The following is a 25,890-nucleotide window of genomic DNA, read 5'->3' as shown; positions in this document are numbered from 1 at the left end:
GTCCCCGCCGCGCGAACGCCGAGCGCCCGATGTTTCGGTGGCCATCCCGGTGGCTGCTCGGCGAGACCACGCGATGCCCTCGTGTGGCCGCGACCGTAGAGGTCGCGCCCGGGGGCCGAAGGAGTTGCATGTCCGAGAACGAGGCCCTCCCCGCCTCATCGTCATCACCGTCAGAGGGTCGCCCCGACGACTCCGTGCTGGCGGCGCTGCCCGAGAAGCTCCGGGTGCACGCGCTGGCCCGTCTGGTCGGGTCCTCCAGCCGCGAAGTGCTGGCGGTGCTCGCGCGACTCGACGTGGCGGCGCGCAGCGCCCAGTCGAGCGTCGACCGGGCGACCGTGTCCCAGGTCGTCGAGCACCTCTTCCCCTCGGAGAAGCCCGCCGAGGAGCCGGCCGCCGCAGAGCCCATGGACTCCCCGCCGGGCGACCCCGACGACGCGCTGCCCGAGCCCCCGCCGGAGTCGCCCGCGGCCGTCGGGGCGGCAGCCGCACCGGCCGCGCTCGGCGGCGACGCCGAGCCCGAGGTCACCGGCGCGATCGGCACCCGCCCCGCCGCGCCCGCCGCGCTGTTCCTGTCGCCCGAGACGACCGACGGCGAGTCCGGCGGACGCCGTCGTCGTCGGGGAAGCCGGTCCACCGGGGTCGTGACCCCGGACGAGAGCACCGGGCCCGCCGCCCAGGGCGCGGACGAGTCCGACGACTCCGAGAGCACGACGGACTCCGACGACGCCGAGGACACCTCGTCGGACGCCGCGACCGGCGGCGACGGGGACGCCGACGACGAGGCCGGTCGCCGCCGTCGTCGTCGTGGGCGCCGGGGGCGTGGCCGGGGCCGGGGCGGTGCCGACGACGAGTCCGGTGAGGACTCGGGCGAGGGCGCCGACGGCGAGTCCTCGGACAGCGAGGGCGACGACACCGAGTCGGACGATTCCGACGGCGGCGACTCGTCGGACGAGGGTGACGACTCCGCGGAGGGGAGCTCCGGCTCGTCTCGCCGGCGCCGGCGTCGTCGGCGCCGGGGGAACGACGACTCCGGGTCCGGCGACGGCTCCGGGAACGACGACCCGCCGAACACCGTCACCCACGTCCGCGAGAAGGACCAGAACGAGAAGAAGCGCTCCAGCGACGACGAGGTCAAGGGCGTCAAGGGCTCGACGCGTCTCGAGGCCAAGCGCCAGCGCCGCCGCGACGGGCGCGAGCAGGGCCGGCGTCGTCCGTCGATCCTGTCCGAGTCGGAGTTCCTGGCACGGCGCGAGGCCGTCGAGCGGACGATGGTCGTGCGCCAGCAGGCCGACCGCAACCAGATCGGCGTGCTCGAGGACGGGGTGCTCGTCGAGCACTTCGTCGCCAGCAGCGGCCAGAACTCGATGGTCGGCAACGTCTACCTCGGCCGGGTGCAGAACGTGCTGCCGTCGATGGAGGCGGCGTTCGTCGACATCGGCCGCGGTCGCAACGCGGTGCTCTACGCCGGCGAGGTGAACTGGGACGCGTCCGGCCTCGAGGGCAAGCAGCGCAAGATCGAGCAGGCGCTCTCCTCCGGCGACAGCGTGCTGGTACAGGTCACCAAGGACCCGGTCGGGCACAAGGGCGCCCGGCTGACCACGCAGATCAGCCTCCCCGGACGCTTCCTCGTCTACGTGCCCGGCGGCGGCGCGACCGGCATCAGCCGCAAGCTGCCCGAGCCGGAGCGCAAGCGCCTCAAGGAGATCCTCAAGCGGATCGTCCCGTCCGAGGCCGGCGTGATCATCCGGACCGCCGCCGAGGGCGTCGACGAGGAGGAGCTCGACCGCGACGTGCGGCGCCTGGCCGCCCAGTGGGAGGTCATCGAGCGCACCGGGCGCGAGGCCGCGGAGGGCAAGGGGAAGGGCAAGGGCGGCTCCAAGGCGCCGACCCTGGTGCACGAGGAGCCCGACCTGCTCATCCGGGTCGTGCGCGACATGTTCAACGAGGACTTCTCCTCGCTCGTGATCTCCGGCGAGCAGGCGTGGGAGACCCTCGAGGGCTACATCTCCCACGTCGCGCCGGAGCTGACCCCCCGGCTCTCGCGCCACATCGGGCCGGAGGACGTCTTCAGTGCGTACCGGATCGACGAGCAGTTGGTGAAGGCGCTCGACCGCAAGGTCTGGCTGCCCTCCGGCGGCACGCTGGTGATCGACCGCACCGAGGCGATGACCGTCGTCGACGTCAACACCGGCAAGTTCACCGGCTCCGGGGGCAACCTCGAGGAGACGGTGACCCGCAACAACCTCGAGGCCGCCGAGGAGGTCGTGCGCCAGCTCCGGCTGCGCGACATCGGCGGCATGATCGTCATCGACTTCATCGACATGGTCCTGGAGTCCAACCGCGACCTGGTGCTGCGCCGGCTGACCGAGTGCCTCGGGCGCGACCGCACCCGTCACCAGGTAGCCGAGGTCACCTCGCTCGGCCTGGTGCAGATGACCCGCAAGCGGGTGGGGCAGGGCCTGCTCGACGAGTTCTCGACGCCCTGCGAGCACTGCAAGGGCCGCGGCGTGATCGTCCACAGCGAGCCGGTCACGAACGGGAACGGGCACGACCACGGTGGTGGCCGGTCGGGGCAGAACGGCTCGTCCGGGACGTCGAACTCGGGGTCGTCCAGCTCGGGGGCGTCGTCCTCGTCCTCCTCCGGCTCGTCGTCGGGGGAGCAGGGCCAGAGCGGCGGCGACGGGTCCGGCCAGAACGGGTCCTCGGGCTCCGGCCGGCGGCGGGGCCGCGGCCGGCGCGGGGCGCAGTCCGACGGCGGGTCGCCGACGACGGTGGCCGCGAGCGCCACGACGGGCGGCGAGGACACCAACGGCGCCTCGGGTCACGTGCCGAGCCCCGCCGACGTGGCGGGCGCGCGGCGCTCGGGTTCCGGGGTCGACGCGGCGGACGAGCCCGAGGTGGCGCTCGAGGCCGACCTGGCCGACGAGAGCACCGGCACGTCCGAGAGCGGATCCGTTGAGAGCGGCACGTCCGAGAGCGGCGCCGCCGAGAGCGAGGCCGCCGACAGCGAGGCCGCGGAGACGGGCACCGCCGAGGGCGGCAGCACCGAGAGCGAGACCGAGGCCGTCGAGCCGGCGCCGGCCGGGGACGAGCCGGACCAGCCGGAGGCACCCGCCGTCGGGACGCCGCCGGAGGCGGCCGCCGAGGACACCGCGGCGCCGGCGACGGAGGAGGCCACGACGGCACCGGCGACGGAGGCCGCCACGACGGCCCCCGAGGCAACGGAGGACCCCTCGACCGAGGCGCCCGCCGTCGCGACCACCGAGGCCGCTCCGGCGCCCGTCAGCGACGAGCCCGACCAGCCGGAGACGGCGGCGGCCGAGGAGGACACGGCCCCCGGTGGCCGGCGTCGGCGTCGGGCGGCCTCGCGTCCGGCCGGGCCCCCGGTGGCCGTCGGCGGCACGTGAGCACCCCGACCCCGGACCTGTCGGACCCGGCGGGTATCGTGGTCGTAGCAGCGCAGGGGTCGAAGGACCCGTGCGTCCGGTGAGGCGCCCGCCGACCAGCGGGAACAGCGCTCCCGAGAACCAGACAGACGTCCAGCACGACAGGAGCCTGCGTCCGAGATGTACGCGATCGTGAAGACCGGCGGCAAGCAGTACAAGGTCGCGGTCGGCGACGTCGTCGACGTGGAGCTTCTGGACGGCGACTCGGTCGACCTCCAGCCCGTGCTCGTCGTCGACGGGTCCACCGTCCTCTCCTCCGCGAGTGACCTCGCCAAGGTGTCCATCACCGGCAATGTCCTCGGGGAGAACAAGGGCCCGAAGATCAAGATGATGAAGTACAAGAACAAGACCGGTTACAAGCGGCGCATCGGCCACCGCCAGCGCTACAGCCAGGTCGAGATCACCGGCATCTCGAAGTAAGGGGAGCGACACACCATGGCTCACAAGAAGGGTGCGTCCAGCTCCCGCAACGGTCGCGACTCGAACGCCCAGCGGCTCGGGGTCAAGCGCTACGGCGGTCAGGTCGTCAAGGCCGGCGAGATCCTGATCCGCCAGCGTGGCACCAAGTTCCACCCGGGCGTCGGCGTCGGCCGCGGCGGGGACGACACGCTGTTCGCGCTGGTCGCCGGCGCGGTCGAGTTCGGCCACAAGGCCGGCCGCAAGAACGTCAACATCGTGCCGGTCGAGGAGACCGCCTCGGCCTGAGCTGCGCACGAACACCAGTCACACCGGCGAGGGGCGGGCCCGAACGGGTCCGCCCCTCGTCGTCTCTCTCGGGAAGACTGTGTTCGCGGAAAGGATTGACTCATGGCGCGGTTCGTCGACCGCGTGACCCTGCACGTGACCGCGGGCGCGGGTGGTCACGGGTGCACCTCGGTGCGCCGGGAGAAGTTCGTCCCACTCGGCGGGCCCGACGGCGGCAACGGCGGTCGCGGGGGAGACGTCGTCCTCGTCGCCGACCCCGGCGTGCACACGCTGCTGGACTTCCACCACCGCCCGCACGCCGTCGCCGGCAACGGCCGTCCCGGGCAGGGGAGCTTCCGCAACGGCGCGAACGCCGACGACGTCGAGCTCGCCGTCCCGGAGGGCACCGTCGTCATGTCCGACGACGAGGTCCCCGAGGTGCTGGGCGATCTCACCGGTCCCGGGGCCCGCTTCGTCGCGGCCCGCGGCGGGCGCGGAGGGCTCGGCAACGCCGCCCTCGCGAGCCCCGCCCGCAAGGCGCCCGGCTTCTCCCTGCTCGGCGAGCCGGGGGACAGCCGCGACCTCGTGCTCGAGCTGCGCTCGATGGCCGACGTCGGGCTGCTCGGGTTCCCCAGCGCCGGCAAGTCGTCGCTGGTCAGCGCGCTGTCGGCCGCGAAGCCGAAGATCGCCGACTACCCCTTCACGACGCTCACCCCGCACCTCGGGGTCGTCAGCGCCGGCGAGACGACGTTCACCGTCGCCGACGTCCCCGGGCTCATCCCGGGCGCCTCGGGCGGCAAGGGCCTCGGCCTGGACTTCCTGCGCCACATCGAGCGCTGCTCGGTGCTCGTGCACGTCGTCGACTGCGCCACCTTCGAGACCGACCGCGACCCGGTCTCCGACATCCGCGCCCTCGAGCACGAGCTCGCCGCCTACACCCCCGCGCTCGGCACCGACATGAGCGAGCGTCCCCGGATCGTCGCCCTCAACAAGGTCGACGTCCCGGACGCGGCCGACCTCGCGGAGCTCGTCCGCGACGAGGTCTCCGAGTTCGGCTGGCCGGTCGTGGAGATCTCGACGGCGGCCCACACCGGCCTGCGGGACCTGACCTTCCTCATGGCGAGCGCCGTCGACGAGGCCCGCGCCAGCGTGGTCCACGCGGAGTCCCCGCGGGTGGTGCTGCGCCCGACCGCCGTCGACGACTCCGGCTTCACCGTCGAGCCCGACACCGGCGACGACCTCGACCCGACCGCCGGTCCCGCCTGGCGCGTCCGCGGCGACAAGCCCGAGCGCTGGGTGCGCCAGACCGACTTCGCCAACGACGAGGCCATCGGCTACCTCGCCGACCGGCTCGCGCGGCTCGGCGTCGAGGAGGCCCTCGCCGAGGCGGGAGCGCGCCCCGGCGACATGGTCACCATCGGCGTGCACACCTTCGACTGGGAGCCCTCGACGCCGGCCGGGGTCGCCGCTCTCGGCGGTGGCCCGCCCGCGACCGGCCGCGGTACCGACCCGCGCGTCGAGAACGCCGACTACGCCGAGCGGCTCTCGGCCTCCGAACGCAAGGCCGCCCGGTCCGAGCGCCGCCGGCACCGCGACGACGCCGAGCTCGGCGTCCCGAGCTGGGTGGACGGCGGCGACCCCTACGACGACGAGGTGTGGGACTCCGAGGAGCCGGAGTGACCGCCCGCGAGGTCGTCGCCGGGGCGCGACGGCTGGTGGTCAAGGTCGGGTCCTCGTCGCTCACGAGCGTCTCCGGCGGGCTCGACGTCTCCCGGCTCGACGCCCTCGTGGAGGCGGTCGCCGCGCGTGTCACGGCCGGGACCCAGGTGGTCCTCGTGTCCTCGGGGGCCATCGCGGCGGGGCTCGCCCCGCTGGGGTTGGCGCGACGTCCCCGCGACCTCGCGAGCCAGCAGGCGGCGGCGTCGGTCGGGCAGCTGCACCTCACGCGCGCCTACGCCGACGCCTTCGCCCGCCACGACCGCGTCGTCGGCCAGGTGCTGCTGACCAGCCATGACGTCGTCCGCCGCGCCCCGTACCGCAACGCCCAGCGCACGTTCGAGCGCCTGCTGGGGCTCGGCGTCGTCCCGGTGGTCAACGAGAACGACACCACCGCCACCGACGAGATCCGGTTCGGCGACAACGACCGGCTGGCCGCTCTGGTCGCCCACATCGTCGGCGCCGACGCGCTCGTGCTGCTCTCCGACGTCGAGGGCGTCTACGACGACGACCCGCGCGCCCCGGGGGCCTCGATGCTCGACGAGGTCCACGGGGTCGCCGACCTCGACCGGGTCCGGGTCGCGAAGCCCGGCGCGGCGACGGTCGGCACCGGGGGGATGGCCTCGAAGCTGGCGGCGGCGGACCTCGCCTCGGGTGCGGGGGTGCCGGTGCTCGTCGCTGGGGCTTCTGCTGCGGCGACGGCGCTGGACGGGGCCGAGGCCGGGACGGTGTTCGCCCCGACCGGCCCGCGACTCTCGGCGCGCCGCTTCTGGCTGCGGCACATGGCCGGCTCGCGTGGGCGGCTGCATCTCGACGACGGGGCGGTGCGGGCGGTGACGTCAGGCCCGGCGGCGAAGCGGCGTTCGCTGCTCGCGGCGGGCATCACCGGGTCCGACGGCGACTTCGAGGCCGGCGACGTGGTGGATCTGGTCGGGCCGCACGGGGAGACCGTCGCCCGCGGGGTGGTCGCGTTCGACGCCGAGGAGATGCCCGAGCTGGTCGGCCGCAAGACGCGGGATCTCGCGCCGGAGCACCGTCGGGAAGTGGTGCATGCCGACGACCTCGTCCCGGTGCGGGGTGGTGCGGAGGCGTCTCCGGCTGCCGCGTCCCGGTGATCAGGGGTACATGAGGCACACGCAGCGCGGCCGGCGCATGCGCGGTGTGCCCCTCGTCGGGGGGCCGGCGCGGGGCGGGTTGATCAGGGGCACGTGAGGCACCCGTCGCTGGGGTCGGGCGTGCGTGGCGTGCCCCTGGTGACGGGGCGGGCCGGGGCACCGGTGATCAGGGGTACATGAGGCACCCGCAGCGCGGCCGGCGTGGGTGGTGTGCCCTTCGTCGAACGTGACCCGGCGTGATCGCCGCCGCCGGGCGACGGGTGGACCCTCTCGCTCGCTAGGCAGTTGATCTTGGCGAGCGCGGCGCGGATCGGGCCGCGCTCGGCAACATCAACTGCCTAGCCTCGGGGGAGTGGTGGGCGTTGCCCCGGCGCGGGCCGTCACCGCGTCGGCGCGTCGGCGCGTCGGCCCAACCGGCTGGCCTCCCGACCTGCCGTCGGGAACCCGGAGGCGGCCATCGGCATACTGGACCGATGACCACCGCGGTGACCACCCCGGCCGAGATCCTGACCGACTGCGGTGAGCGGGCGGCGGCCGCGGCCCCGGCGATGGCGGCCGCGACGGACGCGCGGATCGCGACGGCGCTGCGGACGATGGCCGACCTCCTCCTCGCGAAGGCGCCGAGCCTGGCGACCGCGAACCAGGCCGACGTCGACGCCGCGACCGGGGCGGGGATGACCGCGGCGCTCGTCGATCGGCTGCGCCTGGGGGAGGAGCGGCTCGCGACGATGGCGGAGTCGCTCCGTGAGCTGGCCGAGGTCCCGACGCCCCCGCGCGACACCGTGATCGAGGAGCGGCCGGACGGACTGCGGCTGGTCGAGCGGCGGCGCCCGGTGGGCGTCATCGGCGCGAACTTCGAGGCGCGACCGAACGTGGTCGTGGATGTGGCGTCCCAGTTGGTGAAGTCGCGCAACGCCGGCGTCCTGCGGACCGGCGGCGCCGCGCTCGCGTCCGCGACGGCGCTGATGAGCGACGTGGTGGCCCCCGCTCTCGAGACAGCCGGCCTGCCGGAGGACGCGGTGACCCTGGTGCGCGACCCGCGCCGGGAGTGCGCCGTCGAACTGGTCCGGCGGCCGGGGCTGATCGGGCTGGTGATCCTGCGGGGGTCGGGCGAGACCACGCGGGCGCTGGGGCTCGAGGCGGCGCAGCACGGGGTGCGGACGCTGGCGCACGCTGACGGCGGCGGGGTGCTCTACGTCGACCGCGCGGCCGATCCGGCGCTGACGACCACACTGGTCACGTCCTCGGTCGACCGCCTCGGGGTCTGCAACCGGCTGAACCTGCTGCTCGTCGACCGGCCGCAGTGGGACACCGTGACCCCGATCCTCGTCGAGCTGCTGCGCGACGCCGGCATCACCGCGTCGCTGCCGCCCCACGAGCACGCGCTGGGCCACGAGTGGGCCCTCGACGACGGGCACGAGGCGACCGTCACGGTGGCCCCCGCTGACGGCCCGGCGGACGCGGCGACGATCGCGAACCGCGAGACCTCGGGCCTGGCGGCGACCGTCGTGACCGCCGACGAGGCCGCCGCGCGGACCTTCCTCGACACCTACGCGGGGACCGGGGCGTTCTGGAACGCGACCACGCGGCTGCTCGACGGGTTCAAGCTGCGTCGGGTGCCCGAGACCGGCATCAACGTCGACCACGTCCCCGGACCGCGCGGCCCGGTGGTCTTCACCGACCTGTGCCTGCGGCAGTTCGTGGTGGTGCCGGCGTCGACGGCGGTCGGGCTGGGCTAGCGGCGGGCGGGCCGATCAGCGGATCGTGCGGCGGAACCGTGTGGTCCCGCCGACGACGGCCGCCGCGAGCCCGGTGAGGCCGGTGACGCCGAACAGGTAGGACGCCAGCCAGACGTGCTTGGACAGCTCGTAGTAGCCGTCGCCGAGCACCGCGAGCGTGACCACGCCCAGTCCCAGCAGCGCCGATCCGGCGGCGACGCGGATCAGCCCGACCGTGAGGGGGTCGGCCCGGCGCACCCGGGGGATCAGGGTCGCGGCGCCCGCCGCGAAGGCGAGCAGCACCGTGGCCAGCGGCAGCCACCCGGCGCCGATGTTCGCGAGCCACCCGTCCAGCAGGGCCGTCTGCGGACCGGCTTCCGGGTACACCGTGCGGCCCTCGAAGTGCTCGGGGGCGGTCCCGCGGGGCGCCGAGGGCAGGTAGGTCAGCTGTGGGCGCATCGTCGCGGTCAGGCCGTGGCCGACCATGCTGACGAGCGCGCCCGGGTGCTGGAGCAGCAGCGTGTGGGCCTCGGACTGCACCTGCTCGGGACGGTCGCCGATCGCGGTGGCCCATCCCGGGACGTCGAGGCCCATGGCCACGTAGAACCCCTCGCCGGAGTGCAGGGCGGCGCCCGGGGGCAGCCCGACGGCGGAGGCGACGGTGCCCGGGCCGATCTCGGGCATGAGCGCGGTGAACACCAGGTTGTGGGCGTTCACGGCGGCGTAGCTGTGGTCCTGGCCCTCGACGCCCGCGGCGACCGGGCCGGCCGCGCCGACCAGCAGGGCCAGCGCCACCAGCGGCCCGGCGAGGCGGGTGAGCACCTTCACGCTCGGCCGGGCGTGCGGTGAGCGCAGGACCATCAGTGCGCAGCAGAGCGCCGCGACCCCGCCGATCGGCACGAACCCGGGCTTGGCGGTGGCCGCGGCGAAGCCGCCGACGGCGAGCAGTCCGAGCGCGACGAGCCTCACCACGCGGTGCGTGGGACGGCTTCCGGCGACGACGAGCAGGCCGGTCAGCACCCACACCGTCGCCACCAGCGCAGTGGGCTCCGCGTAGAGCGACACGAGGAAGCGCGTCCACCACGAGACGACGAGCAGCGGCACGAGCGGGATCAGCACCAGCGCGGCACGGGCCGGTCGGACGGTGCTGAGGGCCGCGGCGCCGAGCCCGACCCCGAGCGCCGCGACACCAGCCAGCAGCCACGCGTAGCTCGTGAGCGACCACACCCCCGGGCCGGCCGGCACGGTGAGGCCGAGGAGGGTCGCGGACGACGACGGGGCGGTGGTGCAGGGCGTCCCGCCGGTGGTGAACGCGGTCACGACGACGCCGCGCCAGAGCGAGAACCCGCTCGGCGTGTCCGGGGTCAGTCCCGCCGTGCAGAAGAGGCGGTAGGCGTCGCCGTTGTCCCCGACGCCGATGAGCCCGCCGCCGATCAGCGGAAGTCGGACGAGCCCGATCCGCAGCGCGAGGCCCAGGACCGTCACGGTGGCCGCGAGTCCCCCGGCCAGGGCGGGGACCGCGGCGCGGCGCGGGATCGCGAGCGCGCGCAGGTCTCCGGCGGCGTTGGTGAGTGCTCCGGGGAGTCCTGCCACCACGGTGTTGACGCGGTCCCGGAGCGCGGCGCCGCGCCGCGAACGGGGGAGCGAGGTCAGCGGATCGATCCAGCGACGCTAGCGTCCGTCGTGTGAGGCCCGTGCGACCGGGTCCCTGCTCCAGCACATGACTTGAGATCCGCGTCAAGCACGACACGCCGTCCGCGGGTGTCGGACGATGGTGGGCGGGTCTAGAGGACCACGCCGCGGTCCCGCACCTGGTCCCAGATCTCCACGGGCAGGTCGGTCCAGGAGAAGACGTCGTCGACGGCGCCGAACCGCCCCGCCGCCTGCCGCGCCTGCACGATCCGCGCCGCCTGCACCGGCTCGAGCCCGCAGACCGAGGCCAGGACCTGGGCGGGCGCGGAGTTGAGGTCGACGAGCCCGCCGTCGTCGTACTCCCGGGGCAGGTCGGGACGGCCGATCCGGAGCTCGCGGGCCAGCAGCGGGTCGGACGCGACGAGCCGCCGGGCCTCCTCGCGCCGGTGGCGGGCGGCCAGGGCCCGCGTGACGGCGGGCTGGGCCGTCGTCGGGCCCGGCCGGGCTCCGGCGCCGTAGATCTGCTGGCGTTCGACGATGAGCCCGACGAGTCCCCCGAGAAGGATCACGACGATCAGGGTGCCGCCGATGTTCCCCTGGGCCCCGACGACCTTGCCCGCCGCGTCGTGCTCGGAGGTCCCGATGAGCACGAACGCCAGCACCGTCGCGAGCAGGACGCCGGCGGCCGTGATCGCGTGACCGATCCGACGCGACCGGACCGCCGCGGCCGTGAACGGCACCGCCGCGAGAATCCCGAGGCTCGCGACGTGCACGAGGAACCACCAGCCGCCCCGGGTGAACCAGTTCCCCCGGGACGGTGTGGGCGCGGCGGCGGTCACGGGCTCACATCTTCTCGCGCAGGACCCGCTTGAGCAGCTTGCCCGACTGGTTGCGGGGCAGCTCCTCGATCAGGTGCACGGACTTCGGGACCTTGTACTTCGCCAGGTTGCCCTTCGCGTGGGTGATCAGCTCGCCGGTGTCGAACCCGCTGGCGTCCTGGTCGTCGCGCAGCACGACGAACGCCGTCACGGCCTCGATCCAGCGGTCGTCGGGCGTGCCGATGACGGCGACCTCGGCGACGGCGGGATGGGTGTAGAGCGCGTCCTCCACCTCGCGGGAGGCGACCAGGATGCCGCCGGTGTTGATGACGTCCTTGATCCGGTCGACCACCGTGATGAAGCCCTGCTCGTCGAGGCGCACCAGGTCTCCGGAGTGGAACCAGCCGTCGCGGAAGGCCTCGGCGGTCTCCTCGGGCTTGTCCCAGTAGCCCTCGCAGAGCTGCGGCGAGCGGTAGACGACCTCGCCGGAACCACCCGGCTCGACGTCGTTCCCCTCGTCGTCGAGCACCCGCAGCTCGACGAAGAGCACGGGGCGCCCGCACGAGTCGGGGCGCTCGTCGTGCTCCTCGGGCTGCAGGACGGTGGCGAGCGGGCCGATCTCGGACTGGCCGAAGCAGTTGTAGACGCCGAGCGCGGGCAGGTGCTCGCGCAGCCGCGCCAGGATCGGGCCGGGCATGATCGACGCGCCGTAGAACGCCTTGCGCAGGCTGGACAGGTCGCGGGTGGCGAAGTCGGCGTGGTTGACCAGCGGCACCCAGACGGTCGGTGCGAGGAACATCGCCCCGATCCGGTCGGCCTCGACGCGGCGCAGCACCTCGGGGACGTCGGGCGCCTCCATCAGGTGGTTCGTCGCCCCCACGGCCAGGTACGGGAGCATGAACAGCTGCATGCCCGCCGAGTGGTAGAGCGGCATCGCGTGCAGCGGCTCGTCGTCCTCGCTCATGCCGAGCGCGTGGATGCCCGAGACGTACTCGTGCACCAGCCCGCGGTGGGTCATCATCGCGCCCTTGGGCTTCGACGTGGTGCCGCTGGTGTAGAGGAGCTGGACCAGGTCGGTGTCGGCGACCGTGATGTCGGACAGGTCCGGGATCTCGCCGGTGCGGGCGGCGTCGAGCAGGCTGCCGGGGGCGTCGCGCATGGTGACGACCTGGTCGGGGCGCCGGGCCAGGGCGTCGACGTTGCCGGCGAGCGCGGGGTCGACGACCAGCACCTTGCTGCCCGACTGGTCGATCAGGTACGCGAGCTCCTCACCGGTGAGGGCGTAGTTGATCGGGACGTGGATCGCGCCGATGCGGGCCGCGCCGAGGAAGCTCAGGACGTACGCGTCGGAGTTGCGGCCGTAGGTCGCCACCCGGTCGCCCTGCGCCAGGCCGAGCCCGCGCAGCCAGCCGGCCGTCCGGCTCGTCGCCTCGTCCAGCTCGCGGTAGGTCCAGGTGCGGTCCGCGAAGACCAGGGCGGTGCGGTCGGGCGTGCGGCGCGCGCTGCGGCGCAGGACGCCGTCGACGGTGTTGGCGCGGGTGTCCACGCTGGGGTCCTTCCCGGTCGGTGGTGTGCCCGGTCACTCTCTCCGGTCGGTCGGGCCACGTCCAGTTGTCCGCTTCCGTGGCGGCGTCCGGGGGGCGTGCGGCTCTGGCGCCTACGCGTTCGTTGATCAGGAGCACGCAGCGCACGCACAGAATGATCGACTCCTGCCCGGTGTACCCCTCGTCGGGTGGGTTTCGCGGCCGGCCTTGATCAGGAGCACATAGCGCACGCGCAGGATGATCGACTCCTGCCCGGTGTGCTCCTGATCAACCGAGGGCCGAGCGGTCCTCTAATTGGTAACGGTTATCATCTGCGACATGGCTGTCCCGAAGCGGAAGATGTCGCGCGCGAACACCCGGTCCCGCCGGTCGCAGTGGAAGGCCGCCGCGCCCGACCTCGTCCCGATCACCGTGAACGGCCGCGAGATCCGCGTCCCGCGACCCCTCGTGAAGGCCTACCAGCGCGGCATCCTCCGCCCGGACGACTGACACCCCCGGCGGTACCTCAGTTCGTCGTCGCGAGGGTCAGCGGGAGCACAGCGGTCGCCCCTGCCCGACGGAGCAGCATCGCGGCGACCGTCATCGTCCAGCCGGAGTCGGTGGCGTCGTCGACCAGCAGCACCGGGCCGTCGGGCGTGACCGACGCCGGCACGGACAGCCGGCCGTACACCTCGGCCAGGCGCTGCGCGGAGTTCGGCTGCTCGGGTTCGGAGTCGTCCTCGGGGTCGACGAAGTGCGGCGCGGCGGAGTCGGCGAGCGCACCGAGCAGCGGCAGCCGCCCGATCGACGCGATCCGCTGCGCGAAGCTCTCCACCAGCGCCGGCCGCGTCCGGCTGGGCAGCCACACCACGCCGGACGGACGCTCGGCCCAGTCCCAGCCCTTGAGGACCTGGACGGCGGCGTCGACCACGGCGTCGGGCACGAGGTCGTCGGAGCGCAGCAACGGGCGCAGCCGCGGCCCCCACCCGACGTCGGTCAGCCGGCCGATCGCCCGGCCCTCCTCGGCGGCCTCCTCGGGCTTGATCTTGCCCTTGAGCGGCACGTCGAGGGCATCCATCCCGGAGGGCCACTGCTTGCGCGGGGCCAGCGGGACGCCCGGCCGGTCGAGCACCTCCTGGGCCTGCACCCGCACGTCCTCGCCGACCGTCGGGTCCTGGTGGTGCCCGGTGCAGTTGTCGCAGCGCCCGCACGGCGCGGCGCCCGGGTCGTCGAGCTGGCGGCGCAGGAACTCCATGCGGCAGCCGTCGGTGGCGATGTAGTCGAGCATCGCCTGCTGCTCGGCCCGCCGCGCCTTCGCCAGGCCGGTGTAGCGCGCCCCGTCGTACTCCCAGGGCTCGCCGGTCGACTCCCAGCCGCCCTTCACCCGACGCACCGCGCCGTCGGTGTCGAGCACCTTGAGCATCATCTCGAGCCGCCCGCGGGAGAGCTCCACCCGCGGCTCGAGCGCGGCGGTCGACATCGGGCGCCCGGCGTCACCGAGCACCGACAGCGCGACCCGCACCTGCGGCTCGGCCGGGAACGCGAGCGAGGCGAAGTAGGCCCAGATGTCGCGGTCCTCCGGGCCGGGCAGCAGCAGCACCTCGGCGCGCTGGACGCCACGGCCCGCACGCCCGATCTGCTGGTAGTAGGCCACCGGCGACTGCGGCGCCCCCAGGTGCACGACGAACCCGAGGTCCGGCTTGTCGAAGCCCATGCCCAGCGCCGACGTCGCCACGAGCGCCTTCACCCGGTTGGCCAGCAGGTCGTCCTCCGCCCGCTCGCGCTCGGCCGGGTCGGTCTTGCCGGTGTAGGACGCGACGGCGTGCCCCCGCTCGCGCAGGAACGCCGCGAGCTCGTCGGCCGCCGAGACGGTGAGCGTATAGACGATCCCGGAGCCCGGGAGGTCGTCGAGGTGCTGCGCGAGCCAGGCGAAGCGGTCGGCGCCCTTCGGCAGCGACAGCACGCCCAGGTGCAGCGAGTCCCGGTCGAGCTCGCCGCGCAGGACCAGCGCCTCGGAGTGCGAGGTGCTGACGCCCAGCTGGTCGGCCACGTCGGTGGTCACGCGGTCGTTCGCGGTCGCCGTGGTGGCCAGCACCGGCACGCCGTCGGGCAGCTCCGAGATCAGGGTGCGCAGCCGGCGGTAGTCCGGCCGGAAGTCGTGCCCCCAGTCCGAGATGCAGTGCGCCTCGTCGACCACGAGCAGCCCGGCGGTCCGCGAGAGCTCGGGGAGCACCTGGTCCCGGAACTCGGGGTTGTTCAGCCGCTCGGGACTGACCAGCAGGACGTCCACCTCGCCGGAGCGGACCTGCGCGTAGACCTCCTGCCAGCCCTCGGTGTTCGCGGAGTTCACGGTCACCGCGTGGATGCCCGCGCGCCCGGCGGCCTCGATCTGGTTGCGCATCAGCGCGAGCAGCGGGCTGACGATCACCGTGGGGCCCTTGCCGCGGGCACGCAGCAGTGCGGTGGCGACGAAGTACACCGCCGACTTGCCCCACCCGGTGCGCTGCACGACGAGCGCCCGCCGCCCGTGGGCCACTAGCGCCTCGATCGCGCGCCACTGGTCCTCGCGCAGCACCGCGTCCGGGCCGGCGAGCCGCTGGAGGGTGGCCTCCGCATCGGCCCGCAGGTCGGTCACAGCCGGTTCGGGGGCAACCGTCGTCATGCCCACCACGGTGGCACAGGGCACCGACAGCGTGGGGCGCGTCCGCGCCATCCGGCGGCCGACCGGGCGCTTGTGAGCCAGTTCACCGAGGTCGCACCATTCCGGGATGCGCACCGAGGTCCTGACGACGGGCTGGGAGCCCGGTCTGCCCGCCGGGGACACGATCACCCGGCGCTTCGTCCTGGCCTACGCCGACCGGATCACCGCGATGGCCACCCGCGTCGGGGGACGGCAGAAGTGGGTCGAGGGAGCGCGGATGGCCGATCTGGGCTCGCCCTTCGGCTACGACAACGCCGTCGTCCTCACCCGCCCGCTCGCCGAGGGCGAGTGGCCGGACACGGTCGCGGCGGCGGACGCCTTCTACCCGCCGCACCGGTGGTGGGTGGTGCTGTCGGTCTTCCCCACGCCCGACCTGCGCCGGCACGGCCTCGTCCGGGTCGGCCACCCGCCGCTGATGCTGCGCGCGCCCGCGCGGACACCCCCGCCCCCGCCCGGCCTCGAGATCCGCGCCGTGCACGACGCGGCGACGCTCGCCGACTTCCAGGCCGTGCTCGTCGCCGGGTACGGGCTCGCCGAGGTCGGCGTCCCCGCGATCGCCGACCTCGCCCTCGCCGACTCGGTGCTGCACCTGCGGGTCGGCTACGTCGACGGCGTCCCGGTGGCGACGGCCGGTTCGGCGGTGAACCACGGGATCGTCGAGGTCGACTGGGTCGCGACGCTGCCCGGCGCCCGCCGCCACGGCTACGGGGCGGCGCTCACCGCCGCCGTCGTGGGCGTCGCCCCCGAACTGCCGGCGGTGCTCATCGCCAGCGACGACGGCCACGGTCTCTACCGGCGGCTGGGGTTCCTCGACCTCTTCCGGGCCACCATGTGGGAGCACCTGCCGCGCTGAGCCCGACGACGGCGCTCCCGGCCAGCACGATCACCGTGACGACCAGCAGGTACGAGGCGAGCCACACGTGCTTGGCCACCTCGACGTAGCCGTCGCCGAGGACCGCCAGCAGCACCGTCCCGACGGCGGCCGCGGCCAGGACCCCGGCGACGCGCAGCAGCCCGAGCGCGGTCGTGCTCCGGCGGGCGAACCGCGGGACGACGACCGACGCCGCCGCGGCGAGCAGGGCGAGCGCGACGACCGCCGGCGGCACCCACCGCCCCGGGAGCCGGTCGAAGTAGGCGAACGTCACGCCCATCCGCTGGGCGCCCTCGGGGACGTCCGGCACCGGCAGCGTGCCGCTCACGGTGCGCGGGCCCGCCGTCGTCGACACCAGGTAGGGGATCTCGGGGCGCAGCGTCGCGAGCAGCCCCCGGTGCACCATCCGCGCGAGCACCACGGGGTGCTCCGCGATCCACCGCCGCGCGACCGCGCGGGTCTCGACGGGACGGGTGCCGACCGTCGCGTCCCATCCCGGGATGCCCCGTCCGAGGTCGAGATAGAAGTGCTCGCCGGAGTGCTGCCAGGCCGCGGGCGGCAGGCCGAGCGGGGCCAGCGCCGCCGGGCCGGACTCCGGCAGGATCGCGGTGAAGATCAGGTCGTGGGTGTTCGGGACGACGTAGAGGTCGTCCTGGTAGCGGATGCCCGCGAGCACCGGCGCGGCGGCCAGCCCGACGGCGAGGGCGGCCGCGACGAGCCCCGGCACCCGACGCCGCCACGCCCGCGAGCCCACCGTGACGAGCGCGCACGCCACGACGGCCGCCAGCCCGACCGGCAGGAACCCGGGCTTCGCGGTCGCCGCGACGACCCCGCCCGCGACGACGAGGCCGAGGGCGGTGATCCGCTCGCCGCGCTCGTCGGGACGGGTGACCGCGACCGCCAGCAGCCCCCAGACGACCCACGCGGCGCCGAGCAGACCCGCGGGCTCGCCGTAGGTCGACACGAGGAACCGCGACCACCAGGGCGCGACCAGCAGCGGCGCGAGCGGCGCGACGACGACGAGGGCCGCCGCCGGCACCCGTCGTCGGGACCCCGCCGCGGCGGCCGCGACCCCGGCACCGAGCCCGAACAGGCCCGCGTACGCCGCCCCGAGCCACTCGAGGGAGAACCGGGTGGTGCCGTCCGGGGCGGCGGGCGTGCGGTCGAGGAGCGGGGCGAGCGCGACGGTCGCGCCCAGGACGAGCCCGGGCGAGCTCGTCGGCGCGGGGACCCGGCAGGCGGGTCCGCCGGTGCGGAACTCGGTGACGACGATGCCGTGGCCGGACGCGCGGCCGTCGGTGGTGTCGGGGGTGAGCCCGACCGCGCAGAAGAGCCGGGCGCCGTCGGCGTTGTCGGCGGCGCCGATCGCGTCACCGCCGACGAGGTCGAGGCGCCAGACCAGGCCCGCGGTGACCGCGAGCGCGACGACGACGCCGAGCAGCAGGCGCGTGACTATTCCGCCTCCTCCATCGCCTCGCCGAGCTCGCGGGCCCGGCGGCTGCTGCGGTCGGCGGCAAGGAGGTGGCCGGTGCCGAGGACGAGCGCGAGCGGCCAGTCCAGGAACCCGAGCACGCCCAGCGCGGCGATGCCGCCGACGTAGACGAGCTCCGGGCGGGACATCTCGATGGTGCCGAGCCAGGGGACGGTGATGCGCGCGTCGTGGTCGCGCCGGTGGGCGTGGTGGTGCTGCGAGGCTTCCGTCGTCGTCATCTCCCCGAGGATGCGCCGTCCGTCAGGTCGGCGTCCGGCGTGTCGTCGTGTCGAATGCGGCGCGATCCTGACGTCGGGTGTCAGCGGTGGCACGTCGCAGACGCGCGCCATGCCGGGACAACTGGACGATCAGCGGGCAGGATGCGGTTCGTGGATACCGACTCGAGCGGACGGACGACGCTCTTCGACTCCGTCGACGACGTCGTGACCCGGCTCGCCGACGTCGGCTACCTGGCCTCCACCGCGGTCGCGACCACGGTCTTCCTCGCGGACCGGCTGGGCAAGCCGCTGCTGGTCGAGGGGCCGGCCGGCGTCGGGAAGACCGAGCTGGCGCGGGCGGTCGCCGAGGCCACCAGCGCCGGCCTGGTCCGACTGCAGTGCTACGAGGGCATCGACGAGGCCCGGGCGCTCTACGAGTGGAACCACGCCAAGCAGCTGCTGCGCATCCAGGCCAGCCAGGGCGAGGAGTGGGACGCCACCCGCGACGACGTCTTCTCCGAGGAGTTCCTGCTCACCCGCCCGCTGCTCACGGCGATCCGGCGCACCGAGCCGACGGTGCTGCTGGTCGACGAGACCGACAAGGCCGACGTCGAGGTGGAGGGACTGCTGCTCGAGGTGCTCGGCGACTTCCAGGTCACCGTCCCGGAGCTGGGCACCATCACCGCCTCGCAGCGCCCGTTCACGCTGCTGACCTCCAACGCCACCCGTGAGCTCTCCGAGGCCCTCAAGCGCCGCTGCCTGTTCCTGCACCTCGACTTCCCGGACGCCGAGCTCGAGCGCCGGATCGTCGCCTCGCGCGTCCCCCAGCTGCCGGAGGCGCTCGCCGAGCAGCTCGTGCGCATCATCGGCGTGCTGCGCGGGCTGGACCTGCGCAAGGCGCCGTCGGTCTCGGAGACGATCGACTGGGCCCGCACGCTGGTCGCGCTCGGCCTCGACACCCTCGACGACGACGCGGTGCGGGCCAGCCTCGGCGTCGTCCTCAAGCACCGCTCCGACATGGTCAAGGCGTCCTCGGAACTGCGGCTGAACTGATGGCCGACACCCCCGCGAGGGGCCTCCCCGCCCACCTCGTCGACTTCGTGCAGGCGCTGCGCCGCCACCACGTCGACGTCGGGCCGGGTGAGACCGTCGACGCCGCGGCGGTGATGGCCGAGCTCGACCTGCTGCGCCGCGAACAGCTGCGCGAGGGGCTCGCCGCCGCGCTGCTGCGCCGCTCCGGGCAGCGTCAGACGTTCGACGCGCTGTTCGACCTGTGGTTCCCGCTGGGCCAGGGGGCGGCACTCGGCGAGGTGGCGCTGCCCTACGCCGAGGACGGCTCCGTCGACGTGGACGCGCTGCGGGATCTGCTCGCGCAGCTGCTCGCCGACGGCGACACCGCCGCGCTCACCGAGCTGGCCCGGGCCGTCGTCGACGGGCTGGGCGCGATCAGCGTCGGGAACGGCAACGGCAGCGGGGCGGGTGGATCCGGCACCGGGAAGGACGGCGCGGCCGGCACACCGTCGGGGTTCTCCTCCTACCAGGCGCTGAACAGCGTGCGACCGGAGACGCTGCTGGCGCGGGTGCTCGCCGACCTGCGCAGCCGCGGCGAGGGCGGGGAGGCCGAGAGCCCGTTCGCCGAGGAGGTCGCGCGGCGCCAGACCCGGGCACGCATCGCCGAGTTCCGGCGCATGGTGCAGTCCGAGACGGCCCGGCGCGGCTCGGAGATCCGCGGGCGGGAGGCCGCCGCCCGGACCGGGGTGCGCCGCCAGGCCGAGCAGACCGACTTCCTCTCCGCCGGCGCCGACACCCTCGCCGACCTGCGACGACGGGTCGCCCCGCTGGGCCGTCACCTCGCGACCCGACTGGCCGCCCGCCGTCGTCGGGCCCACCGTGGCGCCATCGACATGCGGCGCACGCTGCGCCGCTCGATGTCCACCGGCGGGGTGCCGGTGAACCTCGTCCACCGGCGGCCGCGTCCCGGACGGCCGGAGCTGGTGCTGCTCTGCGACGTGTCCGGCTCGGTGGCCGGGTTCAGCCACTTCACGATGATGCTGGTCCAGGCGCTGCGCGAGCAGTTCTCCCGCATCCGGATCTTCTGCTTCGTCGACGGCTGCGTCGAGGTCACCGACCTCTTCACCCCGGGCGCCGACCTCGGCGACGTGCTCACCGAGGTGCACTCCCGCCCGGGCCTGGTCGCGTGGAGCGGGCACTCCGACTACGGCCGCGCCTTCGACCGGTTCGCCGAGCGCTGGCCGGACGCGGTGACCGACCGGACCTCGCTGCTCGTCCTCGGCGACGCCCGCACCAACCACCAGGACCCGGCGCTGGGCGTGCTCTCCGGCGTGGTGGCCCGCGCCCGCCACGCGCACTGGCTCAACCCGGAGCCGGAGAAGCAGTGGGGGACCGGCGACTCCGCGGCCCGCGAGTACGGCCGCATCATGCCGATGCACGAGTGCCGGACGGCGGCCCAGCTGGCGGGGGTCGTCGGCGGGCTGCTGCCGGTATAGGTGGACCTCATGAGGCGCATCGGGGTCATGGGCGGGACGTTCGACCCGATCCACCACGGCCACCTGGTCGCGGCCAGCGAGGCGGCGCTGCGGTTCTCCCTCGACGAGGTCGTGTTCGTCCCGACCGGGCAGCCGTGGCAGAAGTCGAAGGGCGACGTCACCGCGGCCGAGGACCGCTACCTCATGACGGTCGTCGCGACGGCGTCGAACCCGCGCTTCACCGTCAGCCGCGTCGACGTCGACCGCGACGGCCCCACCTACACCGTCGACACCCTGCGCGACCTCGCCGCGATCTTCCCCGACGACGAGCTCTACTTCATCACCGGCGCCGACGCGCTCGAGCAGATCCTGTCGTGGCACCGGGCGCACGAGATGTTCGACATCGCGCACTTCGTCGGGGTGACGCGGCCCGGGTTCGACCTGGTCAGCGACCACCTGCCGCGCGGTGCGGTCACGCTCATCGAGGTGCCGGCGATGGCGATCTCGTCGACCGACTGTCGGACGCGCGTCGAGAAGGGCGAGCCGGTCTGGTACCTGGTGCCCGACGGCGTCGTGCAGTACATCGCGAAGCGGGGGCTCTACCGCAACGGGGCGAGCCCGTCACGGCTGGAGCATCTGAGCTGATGGCTGCCGACCAGCCCGAGCTGTTGGTGGCCGACGCGGCGGCGTGGCGGGCGTGGCTCGCCGAGAACCACGCCGACCCGACGGGCGTGTGGCTGGTGCTGGCGAAGAAGGCGGCGCTGGCCCTTCCCGAGCCGCCCACGACGCTGACCTACGACGAGGCGCTCGACGAGGCCCTGTGCCACGGCTGGATCGACGGGCAGGCCCGCCGTCGGGACGAGCTGACGATGTTCCAGCGCTACACCCCGCGGCGGGCCCGCAGCCCGTGGTCGGTGCGCAACGTCGGGCACGTCGCGCGGCTGACCGACGAGGGCCGGATGCGGCCGGCGGGGCTCGCGGAGGTGGAGCGCGCCCGGGCCGACGGTCGTTGGGAGGCGGCCTATGCGGGTCCGGCGACGGCGGTGGTGCCCGAGGATCTGGCGGCCGCGCTGGCTGCTTCTCCGGAGGCTGCCGCCATGTTCGAGCGCCTGACCAGCCAGAACCGCTACGCGATCACGCACCGGCTCGGCCAGCTCAAGCGGGCGGAGACGCGGGCGCGGCGGATCGAGGAGTACGTCGCGATGCTCGCGCGGGGCGAGACGATCCACCCGCAGCGCTCCTAGGGGTCGAACGCCAGCACCGACGCGGTGAACCCGTGCACGTGGTTCTTCGAGGCGACCGGACCGATCTCGCCGTCGGCGAAGAACCCCGCCACCCGGGGCGCGAGGCCGCGGCGGATCGCCCGGACGTCGTGGCTCGCCCCGCCCGACGGCGAGTCCGGCTCGCCGAACATGACCCGTCCCCGGCCGGTGCAGGTGAACAGCAGCGCGCCGCCGACCGGCCCGTCCTCGACCGACGCGGCCATCAGCTCGTCGAGGTCCTCGCCGGCGGTCGTCGCGTCGCGCACGTGGAAGCGCACGGTGCGCCCGACCTCGACGACGTCGCCGACCGTCACCGCCCCGGTGTCCTCGTCGGCGCCCACGACGCCGCGGACGAGGAAGTCGCCGCGGCCGTGCGAGTCGGCGTACTCGTCCATCGCGACGCCCAGGTGCAGCCCGCGCAGCACGAGGTCGCGGTCGGCGTCGTCGAGGTCGCGCAGGATCTCCTCGAGCTTGCGGTAGGCGGGGACGCCGGCCAGCGCGTGGAGCTCGGCACCTTCGGCCGCGGTCACCGTCATCGTCGGGCCGATCGGGCGGCAGCCCTGGCTGACCAGGGTCCGGACGCCGACCTTGCCCCCGAGCAGCACCCCGATGGCGCCGCGCTCGTGCACCTCGCCGTCGAGGAACAGCCGCGCGCCCCCCGGCGCGGGACGCGACGGCCCGAGCGCCGTCGTGCCCACCGGCGCCGTCGCCAGCCCGCCGACGAGCGGGAGCCCGCCCAGCGCGTCGTCGGACTGTTCGACGAAGCCCTGCGCCGGGAAGGTGAACGGGTCCGCGAGCAGCACGGCCACGGCGTCGTCCTCGGCGGGCACCGGCATGCCGCCCACCGAGATGCCGCCCTCGTGGCGCGCGGCCTGCAGGCGGTAGGGCGTCACCCGCACGTCCGGCAGCGACGCCGCCCACACCGCGATCGCGGGGGTGTCCTCGACCCCGCGGCCGTCGCCGATGACCCCGGACGCCCGGCACCCGAACGACGTCGTCGCGCCCGCGATCTCCATCGCCCGCTGCCCGGCGCTCGCCGCGAGGTCCGGGTCGGGGTGGGACACGAACACGCTGAGCAGGTCGGGCCGACGACCGTGCAACGGCGCCGTCGCGGCCGCCACCGCGGTCTCCGCGGCGGCGAGCAGATCGGGTCCCTGGGCGAGCGCGTCGCCGAAGTCGGCCATGCGTCGAGTATGGACACCGCCTCCGGGGGCGAAACCCGGCCGGGGCCGTCCGGGTAGACTCGACGGCGATGGCCGCCACCGACAGTGCGCGGCGCCTGGCCGAGGTCGCGGCCCTGGCTGCCGCCGACAAGCTCGCCCAGGACGTGGTCGCCATCGACGTCTCCGAGCGCCTCCCCCTCACCGACTGCTTCGTCATCACCTCCGCGCCGAACGAGCGCCAGGTGCAGGCCGTGGTCGACAACGTCGAGGAGAAGCTTCGCGACGCCGACGTCAAGGCGGTCCGCCGTGAGGGCAGGCAGGAGGCCCGCTGGGTGCTCCTCGACTACGGCGAGATCGTGGTGCACGTCCTGCACACCGACGAGCGCGAGTTCTACGGCCTCGAGCGCCTGTGGAAGGACTGCCCGCGTCTCGAGCTCCCCGCCGAGGTGACCGGTCCGGTCGCCGCGGGCGACTGAGCCCCGTGCCATGACCGACCCCGGCGTGATCACGCGCGTCGTGCTGCTCCGGCACGGCCGCACCACGTGGAACGCGGAGCGGCGCATGCAGGGCCGCCTGGACCCGCCACTGGACGGGACCGGGGAGGCGCAGGCGGTCGAGGTCGCGCCCGCCGTGGCCGCGTTCAAGCCCGTCGTACTCGTCTGCTCCGACCAGGCGCGGGCCCTGCAGACCGCGATCACGGTCGGCGAGGAGTGCGGCCTGGAGCCGCGCAAGGAGCCCCGGCTGCGCGAGACCGACGTCGGGCAGTGGCAGGGCCTCGTCGACACCGAGGTGGAGGCGGGCTGGCCGGGCGGGCTCGACCGGTGGCGCAGCGAGCCCGCGTTCGCGCCGCCCGACGGCGAGTCCCGGGTCGACGTCGCCGAGCGGGCACTGCCGGTGCTGCGTGAGCTGGCCGGGTCGCCCGAGCCGTTCGCGGTCGGGGACACCGCGGTGCTCGTCGCCCACGGCGGCACCATCGGGGCGCTGACCTGCTCGTTCCTGGGCTGGCCGGTGGAGCACTGGGCCTCGCTCGCGCCGCTGGGCAACTGCCGGTGGTCGGTCCTGGAGTTCCGCATCGACCGGTGGCGGCTGGCCCAGTGGGGCGCCGGGGCGTGACCGCGGGCGCCGGTCCGCACCTGCTCGTGCTCGGCGACTCGCTGAGCTTCCACGGCCCGGCCACCGCCCACCCGGCCGACGACCCGGGGCTGTGGCCGCACGTCGCCGCCGCCGCGCTGGCGGGCACCGCCGACCTGCACGCCGGGCTGGGCTGGACCGCCCGGCATGCGTGGGGCGCGGTGCGCTCCGACCCGCGGGTGTGGGCGTCGGTCATGCACGCGGACGTGCTGGTGCTCGGGATCGGCGGCATGGACTCGCTGCCCTCACCGCTGCCGACGGCCCTGCGGGAGCTGATCGGGGTGCTCCGGCCGGCCGGCCTGCGGGCGCGGGTGCGGGCCGGGTACCGCGCGGGGCACGCGGCGGCGGCGTCCGCGTCGACGCGGTGGGCGGCGGGGTGGCCGACCGCGCTGCCCGCCCAGGAGACGGTGCGTTGCCTGGAGCGGTGCCGGGTCGCGTTCTCGACGCTGCGCCCGCACGCGCCGGTGATCCTGCTGCTGCCCCCGGTCCATCGGTCGTCGTTCTACGGCGGGGTGCATCCGCGGCGGTCGGGTCATGTGGAGGCGCTGCGTTCCTGGGCGCGTGACCACGATGTCGTGACGGTGGACTCCGCCCCGCTGGTCGTGGAGCACGTGCTGACCGGGCAGGGGAATCCGGACGGGATCCACTGGGGCTGGGCGGCGCACCGGGTGGTGGGGGAGGCGGTGGCGGCCGCGATCTCGGCGGCGCGCGGTGGGCCGTCCGGCGGCCCGGTGACGGGCTCGGCGGAGCAGCCGGCCGTCCCCAACGGCACCGGGGCCGCGGGTTGTCCCCAGGCGCCGGTGGTGAGCTCGGAGGACGTACCGCTGCGTCCCTAGCGTCGCGGGCGTGGTTCCCGACGACGCCCGCCTGCGGCTCCAGACCCTCGGCGCGCCCCGCCCGCCCGATCCCGGATCCGGCGACGACGGCGGGTCGCGGGCCTGGCCCGTGGGTCCGGTGCCGGGCGAGGCATGGTCGGCGGGTCCGGGGCGGGCGTGGTCGGCGGCGCCGGACGGCACGCCGGGGGCGCGGCTGCGGGTGGTGGGTGATCCGGGTCCCCGTGAGTCGTGGGGCTCACCCGACGCGTGGGAGTCGGACGACGACGTCCCCCCAGGCCCTGCCGCCGGGTCCCCGCAGCGCAGCGCGTGGGACACACCCCGGCGCGGACCTGCGCGGTGGCTGCCCGCGTCGTGGCTCGCGGCGCGCTGGGATCCCGGCGGGTGGGGCGCGATCGGGCTGGCCGTGGTCGCCGCGGTGGCCGCCGTCGCCGCCGCCGTCGGGGTGTGGGCCGGGCGTCCGGTGGCCGAGCCGGTGCCTGCGCTGCCCGTCGTCGCCGCCGGTGCTCCCACTGCCGGCTCGGGCGGCGCCCCGACCGCATCCGCCGGGCCGGCTCCCGGAGGTCCGGTGGTGGTGAACGTCGCGGGCAAGGTGCGCCGCCCCGGCCTCGTCACGGTGCGGGACGGCGCGCGGATCGGTGAGGCCGTCGACGCGGCGGGCGGAGCGCTCCCGGCGGTCGACCTCACACCGCTCAACCTCGCGGCGCGCGTGGTCGACGGCCAGCAGATCCTGGTCGGGGTCGCGGCACCGCCCTCCGCCGCCGCGCCGGCCGCCGCACCCGCGGGAGGGGGCGGAGGGGCAGGTGGCGCTGCCGCGCCGGCGTCGGGCGGGAAGCTGGACCTCAACGCGGCGACGCTCGAACAGCTCGACGGCCTGACCGGTGTCGGCCCGGTCACCGCCAAGAAGATCCTCGACTGGCGGACCCAGAACGGCCGCTTCACCGCGGTCGAGCAACTGCGCGAGATCCCCGGCATCGGCGACGCCCGGTTCAGCACCCTCCGCGAGCTGGTGCGGGTGTGACGGCGGGTCGCGGTCGGGCTGCGCTCCCGTGGGGTCGGCGGGTGGGGGAGGCGGCCGGTCGACCGGCGACGGGTGCGGTCG

23 protein-coding genes are annotated in these 25,890 nt (G+C 74.9%); 16 read left to right on the top strand and 7 right to left on the bottom strand.

The window, feature by feature from the left end; all coding sequences use genetic code 11:
• Positions 1–128 precede the first annotated feature (128 nt).
• From LQ327_RS32125 to LQ327_RS32100, 6 genes are all read left to right on the top strand, one after another.
• Positions 129–3,407, top strand: a complete 3,279-nt coding sequence (locus LQ327_RS32125; protein ID WP_230740581.1) for a translation initiation factor IF-2 N-terminal domain-containing protein — start codon at positions 129–131, stop codon at positions 3,405–3,407.
• 159 nt (positions 3,408–3,566) lie between these two features.
• Positions 3,567–3,866, top strand: coding sequence for a 50S ribosomal protein L21 (rplU, locus tag LQ327_RS32120; RefSeq protein ID WP_230740578.1), 300 nt, complete (start codon positions 3,567–3,569; stop codon positions 3,864–3,866).
• A gap of 15 nt (positions 3,867–3,881) precedes the next feature.
• Positions 3,882–4,151 (top strand): 50S ribosomal protein L27, encoded by a 270-nt coding sequence (gene rpmA / locus LQ327_RS32115; RefSeq protein ID WP_230740576.1) that lies wholly within the window; start codon positions 3,882–3,884, stop codon positions 4,149–4,151.
• A 102-nt stretch (positions 4,152–4,253) separates the two neighbouring features.
• Positions 4,254–5,810, top strand: a complete 1,557-nt coding sequence (gene obgE, locus LQ327_RS32110; protein ID WP_230740574.1) for a GTPase ObgE — start codon at positions 4,254–4,256, stop codon at positions 5,808–5,810.
• Positions 5,807–6,961, top strand: coding sequence for a glutamate 5-kinase (gene proB / locus LQ327_RS32105; protein ID WP_230740572.1), 1,155 nt, complete (start codon positions 5,807–5,809; stop codon positions 6,959–6,961). The genes obgE and proB overlap by 4 nt, the downstream gene beginning before the upstream one ends.
• A gap of 473 nt (positions 6,962–7,434) precedes the next feature.
• The gene (locus LQ327_RS32100; RefSeq protein ID WP_230740570.1) at positions 7,435–8,700 is read left to right on the top strand and encodes an aldehyde dehydrogenase family protein; all 1,266 of its coding nucleotides are present in this window, start codon (positions 7,435–7,437) and stop codon (positions 8,698–8,700) included.
• Between the two features lie 15 nt (positions 8,701–8,715).
• Here LQ327_RS32100 and wsfD (LQ327_RS32095) read toward each other — a convergent pair whose 3' ends face one another.
• From wsfD (LQ327_RS32095) to LQ327_RS32085, 3 genes are all read right to left on the bottom strand, one after another.
• Complete coding sequence (wsfD, locus tag LQ327_RS32095; protein WP_230740569.1) at positions 8,716–10,275, bottom strand: glycan biosynthesis hexose transferase WsfD; 1,560 nt, start codon at positions 10,273–10,275, stop codon at positions 8,716–8,718.
• Positions 10,276–10,463: 188 nt separating this feature from the next.
• Positions 10,464–11,150 (bottom strand): ComEA family DNA-binding protein, encoded by a 687-nt coding sequence (locus LQ327_RS35115; protein ID WP_230740567.1) that lies wholly within the window; start codon positions 11,148–11,150, stop codon positions 10,464–10,466.
• 4 nt (positions 11,151–11,154) lie between these two features.
• Entirely contained in the window at positions 11,155–12,675 is a 1,521-nt protein-coding gene (locus LQ327_RS32085) for an acyl-CoA synthetase (protein ID WP_230740565.1), read from the bottom strand.
• A 316-nt stretch (positions 12,676–12,991) separates the two neighbouring features.
• Between LQ327_RS32085 and rpmF the strand changes: the two genes are divergently transcribed.
• Positions 12,992–13,162, top strand: coding sequence for a 50S ribosomal protein L32 (gene rpmF / locus LQ327_RS32080; RefSeq protein WP_230740563.1), 171 nt, complete (start codon positions 12,992–12,994; stop codon positions 13,160–13,162).
• 16 nt (positions 13,163–13,178) lie between these two features.
• Here rpmF and LQ327_RS32075 read toward each other — a convergent pair whose 3' ends face one another.
• Positions 13,179–15,314, bottom strand: a complete 2,136-nt coding sequence (locus LQ327_RS32075; RefSeq protein ID WP_230740561.1) for a RecQ family ATP-dependent DNA helicase — start codon at positions 15,312–15,314, stop codon at positions 13,179–13,181.
• Between the two features lie 106 nt (positions 15,315–15,420).
• Here LQ327_RS32075 and LQ327_RS32070 point away from each other — a divergent pair, with 106 nt between their 5' ends.
• Positions 15,421–16,206, top strand: coding sequence for a GNAT family N-acetyltransferase (locus LQ327_RS32070; RefSeq protein ID WP_230740559.1), 786 nt, complete (start codon positions 15,421–15,423; stop codon positions 16,204–16,206).
• Here LQ327_RS32070 and wsfD (LQ327_RS32065) read toward each other — a convergent pair.
• Complete coding sequence (gene wsfD / locus LQ327_RS32065; protein WP_504766724.1) at positions 16,115–17,665, bottom strand: glycan biosynthesis hexose transferase WsfD; 1,551 nt, start codon at positions 17,663–17,665, stop codon at positions 16,115–16,117. The two genes, LQ327_RS32070 and wsfD (LQ327_RS32065), sit on opposite strands and share 92 nt — an antisense overlap.
• Positions 17,666–17,676: 11 nt before the next feature.
• Positions 17,677–17,934, bottom strand: coding sequence for a hypothetical protein (locus LQ327_RS32060; protein ID WP_230740555.1), 258 nt, complete (start codon positions 17,932–17,934; stop codon positions 17,677–17,679).
• Between the two features lie 150 nt (positions 17,935–18,084).
• Between LQ327_RS32060 and LQ327_RS32055 the strand changes: the two genes are divergently transcribed.
• From LQ327_RS32055 to LQ327_RS32040, 4 genes are read left to right on the top strand one after another with little or no spacing between them, the layout of a single operon-like run.
• Positions 18,085–18,966 (top strand): AAA family ATPase, encoded by an 882-nt coding sequence (locus LQ327_RS32055; RefSeq protein ID WP_230740553.1) that lies wholly within the window; start codon positions 18,085–18,087, stop codon positions 18,964–18,966.
• Positions 18,966–20,420, top strand: coding sequence for a VWA domain-containing protein (locus tag LQ327_RS32050; RefSeq protein ID WP_230740551.1), 1,455 nt, complete (start codon positions 18,966–18,968; stop codon positions 20,418–20,420). Before LQ327_RS32055 ends, LQ327_RS32050 begins: the two co-directional genes overlap by 1 nt.
• Positions 20,421–21,044: a nicotinate-nucleotide adenylyltransferase gene (gene nadD / locus LQ327_RS32045; RefSeq protein ID WP_230740549.1), complete on the top strand. Its 624-nt coding sequence runs from the start codon at positions 20,421–20,423 to the stop codon at positions 21,042–21,044.
• On the top strand, positions 21,044–21,643 hold the full coding sequence (locus LQ327_RS32040; protein ID WP_230740547.1) for a YdeI/OmpD-associated family protein: 600 nt from the start codon (positions 21,044–21,046) through the stop codon (positions 21,641–21,643). The genes nadD and LQ327_RS32040 overlap by 1 nt, the downstream gene beginning before the upstream one ends.
• Here LQ327_RS32040 and LQ327_RS32035 read toward each other — a convergent pair.
• The gene (locus LQ327_RS32035; protein ID WP_230740545.1) at positions 21,640–22,845 is read right to left on the bottom strand and encodes an FIST signal transduction protein; all 1,206 of its coding nucleotides are present in this window, start codon (positions 22,843–22,845) and stop codon (positions 21,640–21,642) included. The genes LQ327_RS32040 and LQ327_RS32035 overlap by 4 nt on opposite strands.
• Positions 22,846–22,913: 68 nt before the next feature.
• Here LQ327_RS32035 and rsfS point away from each other — a divergent pair, with 68 nt between their 5' ends.
• The 4 genes from rsfS to LQ327_RS32015 are packed head-to-tail and all read left to right on the top strand — an operon-like array spanning position 22,914 to position 25,809.
• Positions 22,914–23,300, top strand: coding sequence for a ribosome silencing factor (gene rsfS, locus LQ327_RS32030; protein ID WP_230740543.1), 387 nt, complete (start codon positions 22,914–22,916; stop codon positions 23,298–23,300).
• A gap of 10 nt (positions 23,301–23,310) precedes the next feature.
• Entirely contained in the window at positions 23,311–23,937 is a 627-nt protein-coding gene (locus LQ327_RS32025) for a histidine phosphatase family protein (RefSeq protein ID WP_230740541.1), read from the top strand.
• Positions 23,934–24,791 carry a diglucosylglycerate octanoyltransferase gene (octT, locus tag LQ327_RS32020; RefSeq protein ID WP_230740539.1) on the top strand — a complete coding sequence of 286 codons (858 nt, stop codon included), beginning with the start codon at positions 23,934–23,936 and terminating at the stop codon, positions 24,789–24,791. Before LQ327_RS32025 ends, octT begins: the two co-directional genes overlap by 4 nt.
• Before the next feature lie 10 nt (positions 24,792–24,801).
• Entirely contained in the window at positions 24,802–25,809 is a 1,008-nt protein-coding gene (locus tag LQ327_RS32015) for a ComEA family DNA-binding protein (RefSeq protein WP_230740537.1), read from the top strand.
• Positions 25,810–25,890: the final 81 nt, after the last annotated feature.

Source organism: Actinomycetospora endophytica, assembly GCF_021026375.1.
Lineage (GTDB): Bacteria > Actinomycetota > Actinomycetes > Mycobacteriales > Pseudonocardiaceae > Actinomycetospora > Actinomycetospora endophytica.
The sequence above is the reverse complement of the archived record's forward strand: the minus strand, read 5'-3'. Positions and strand labels throughout refer to the sequence as shown.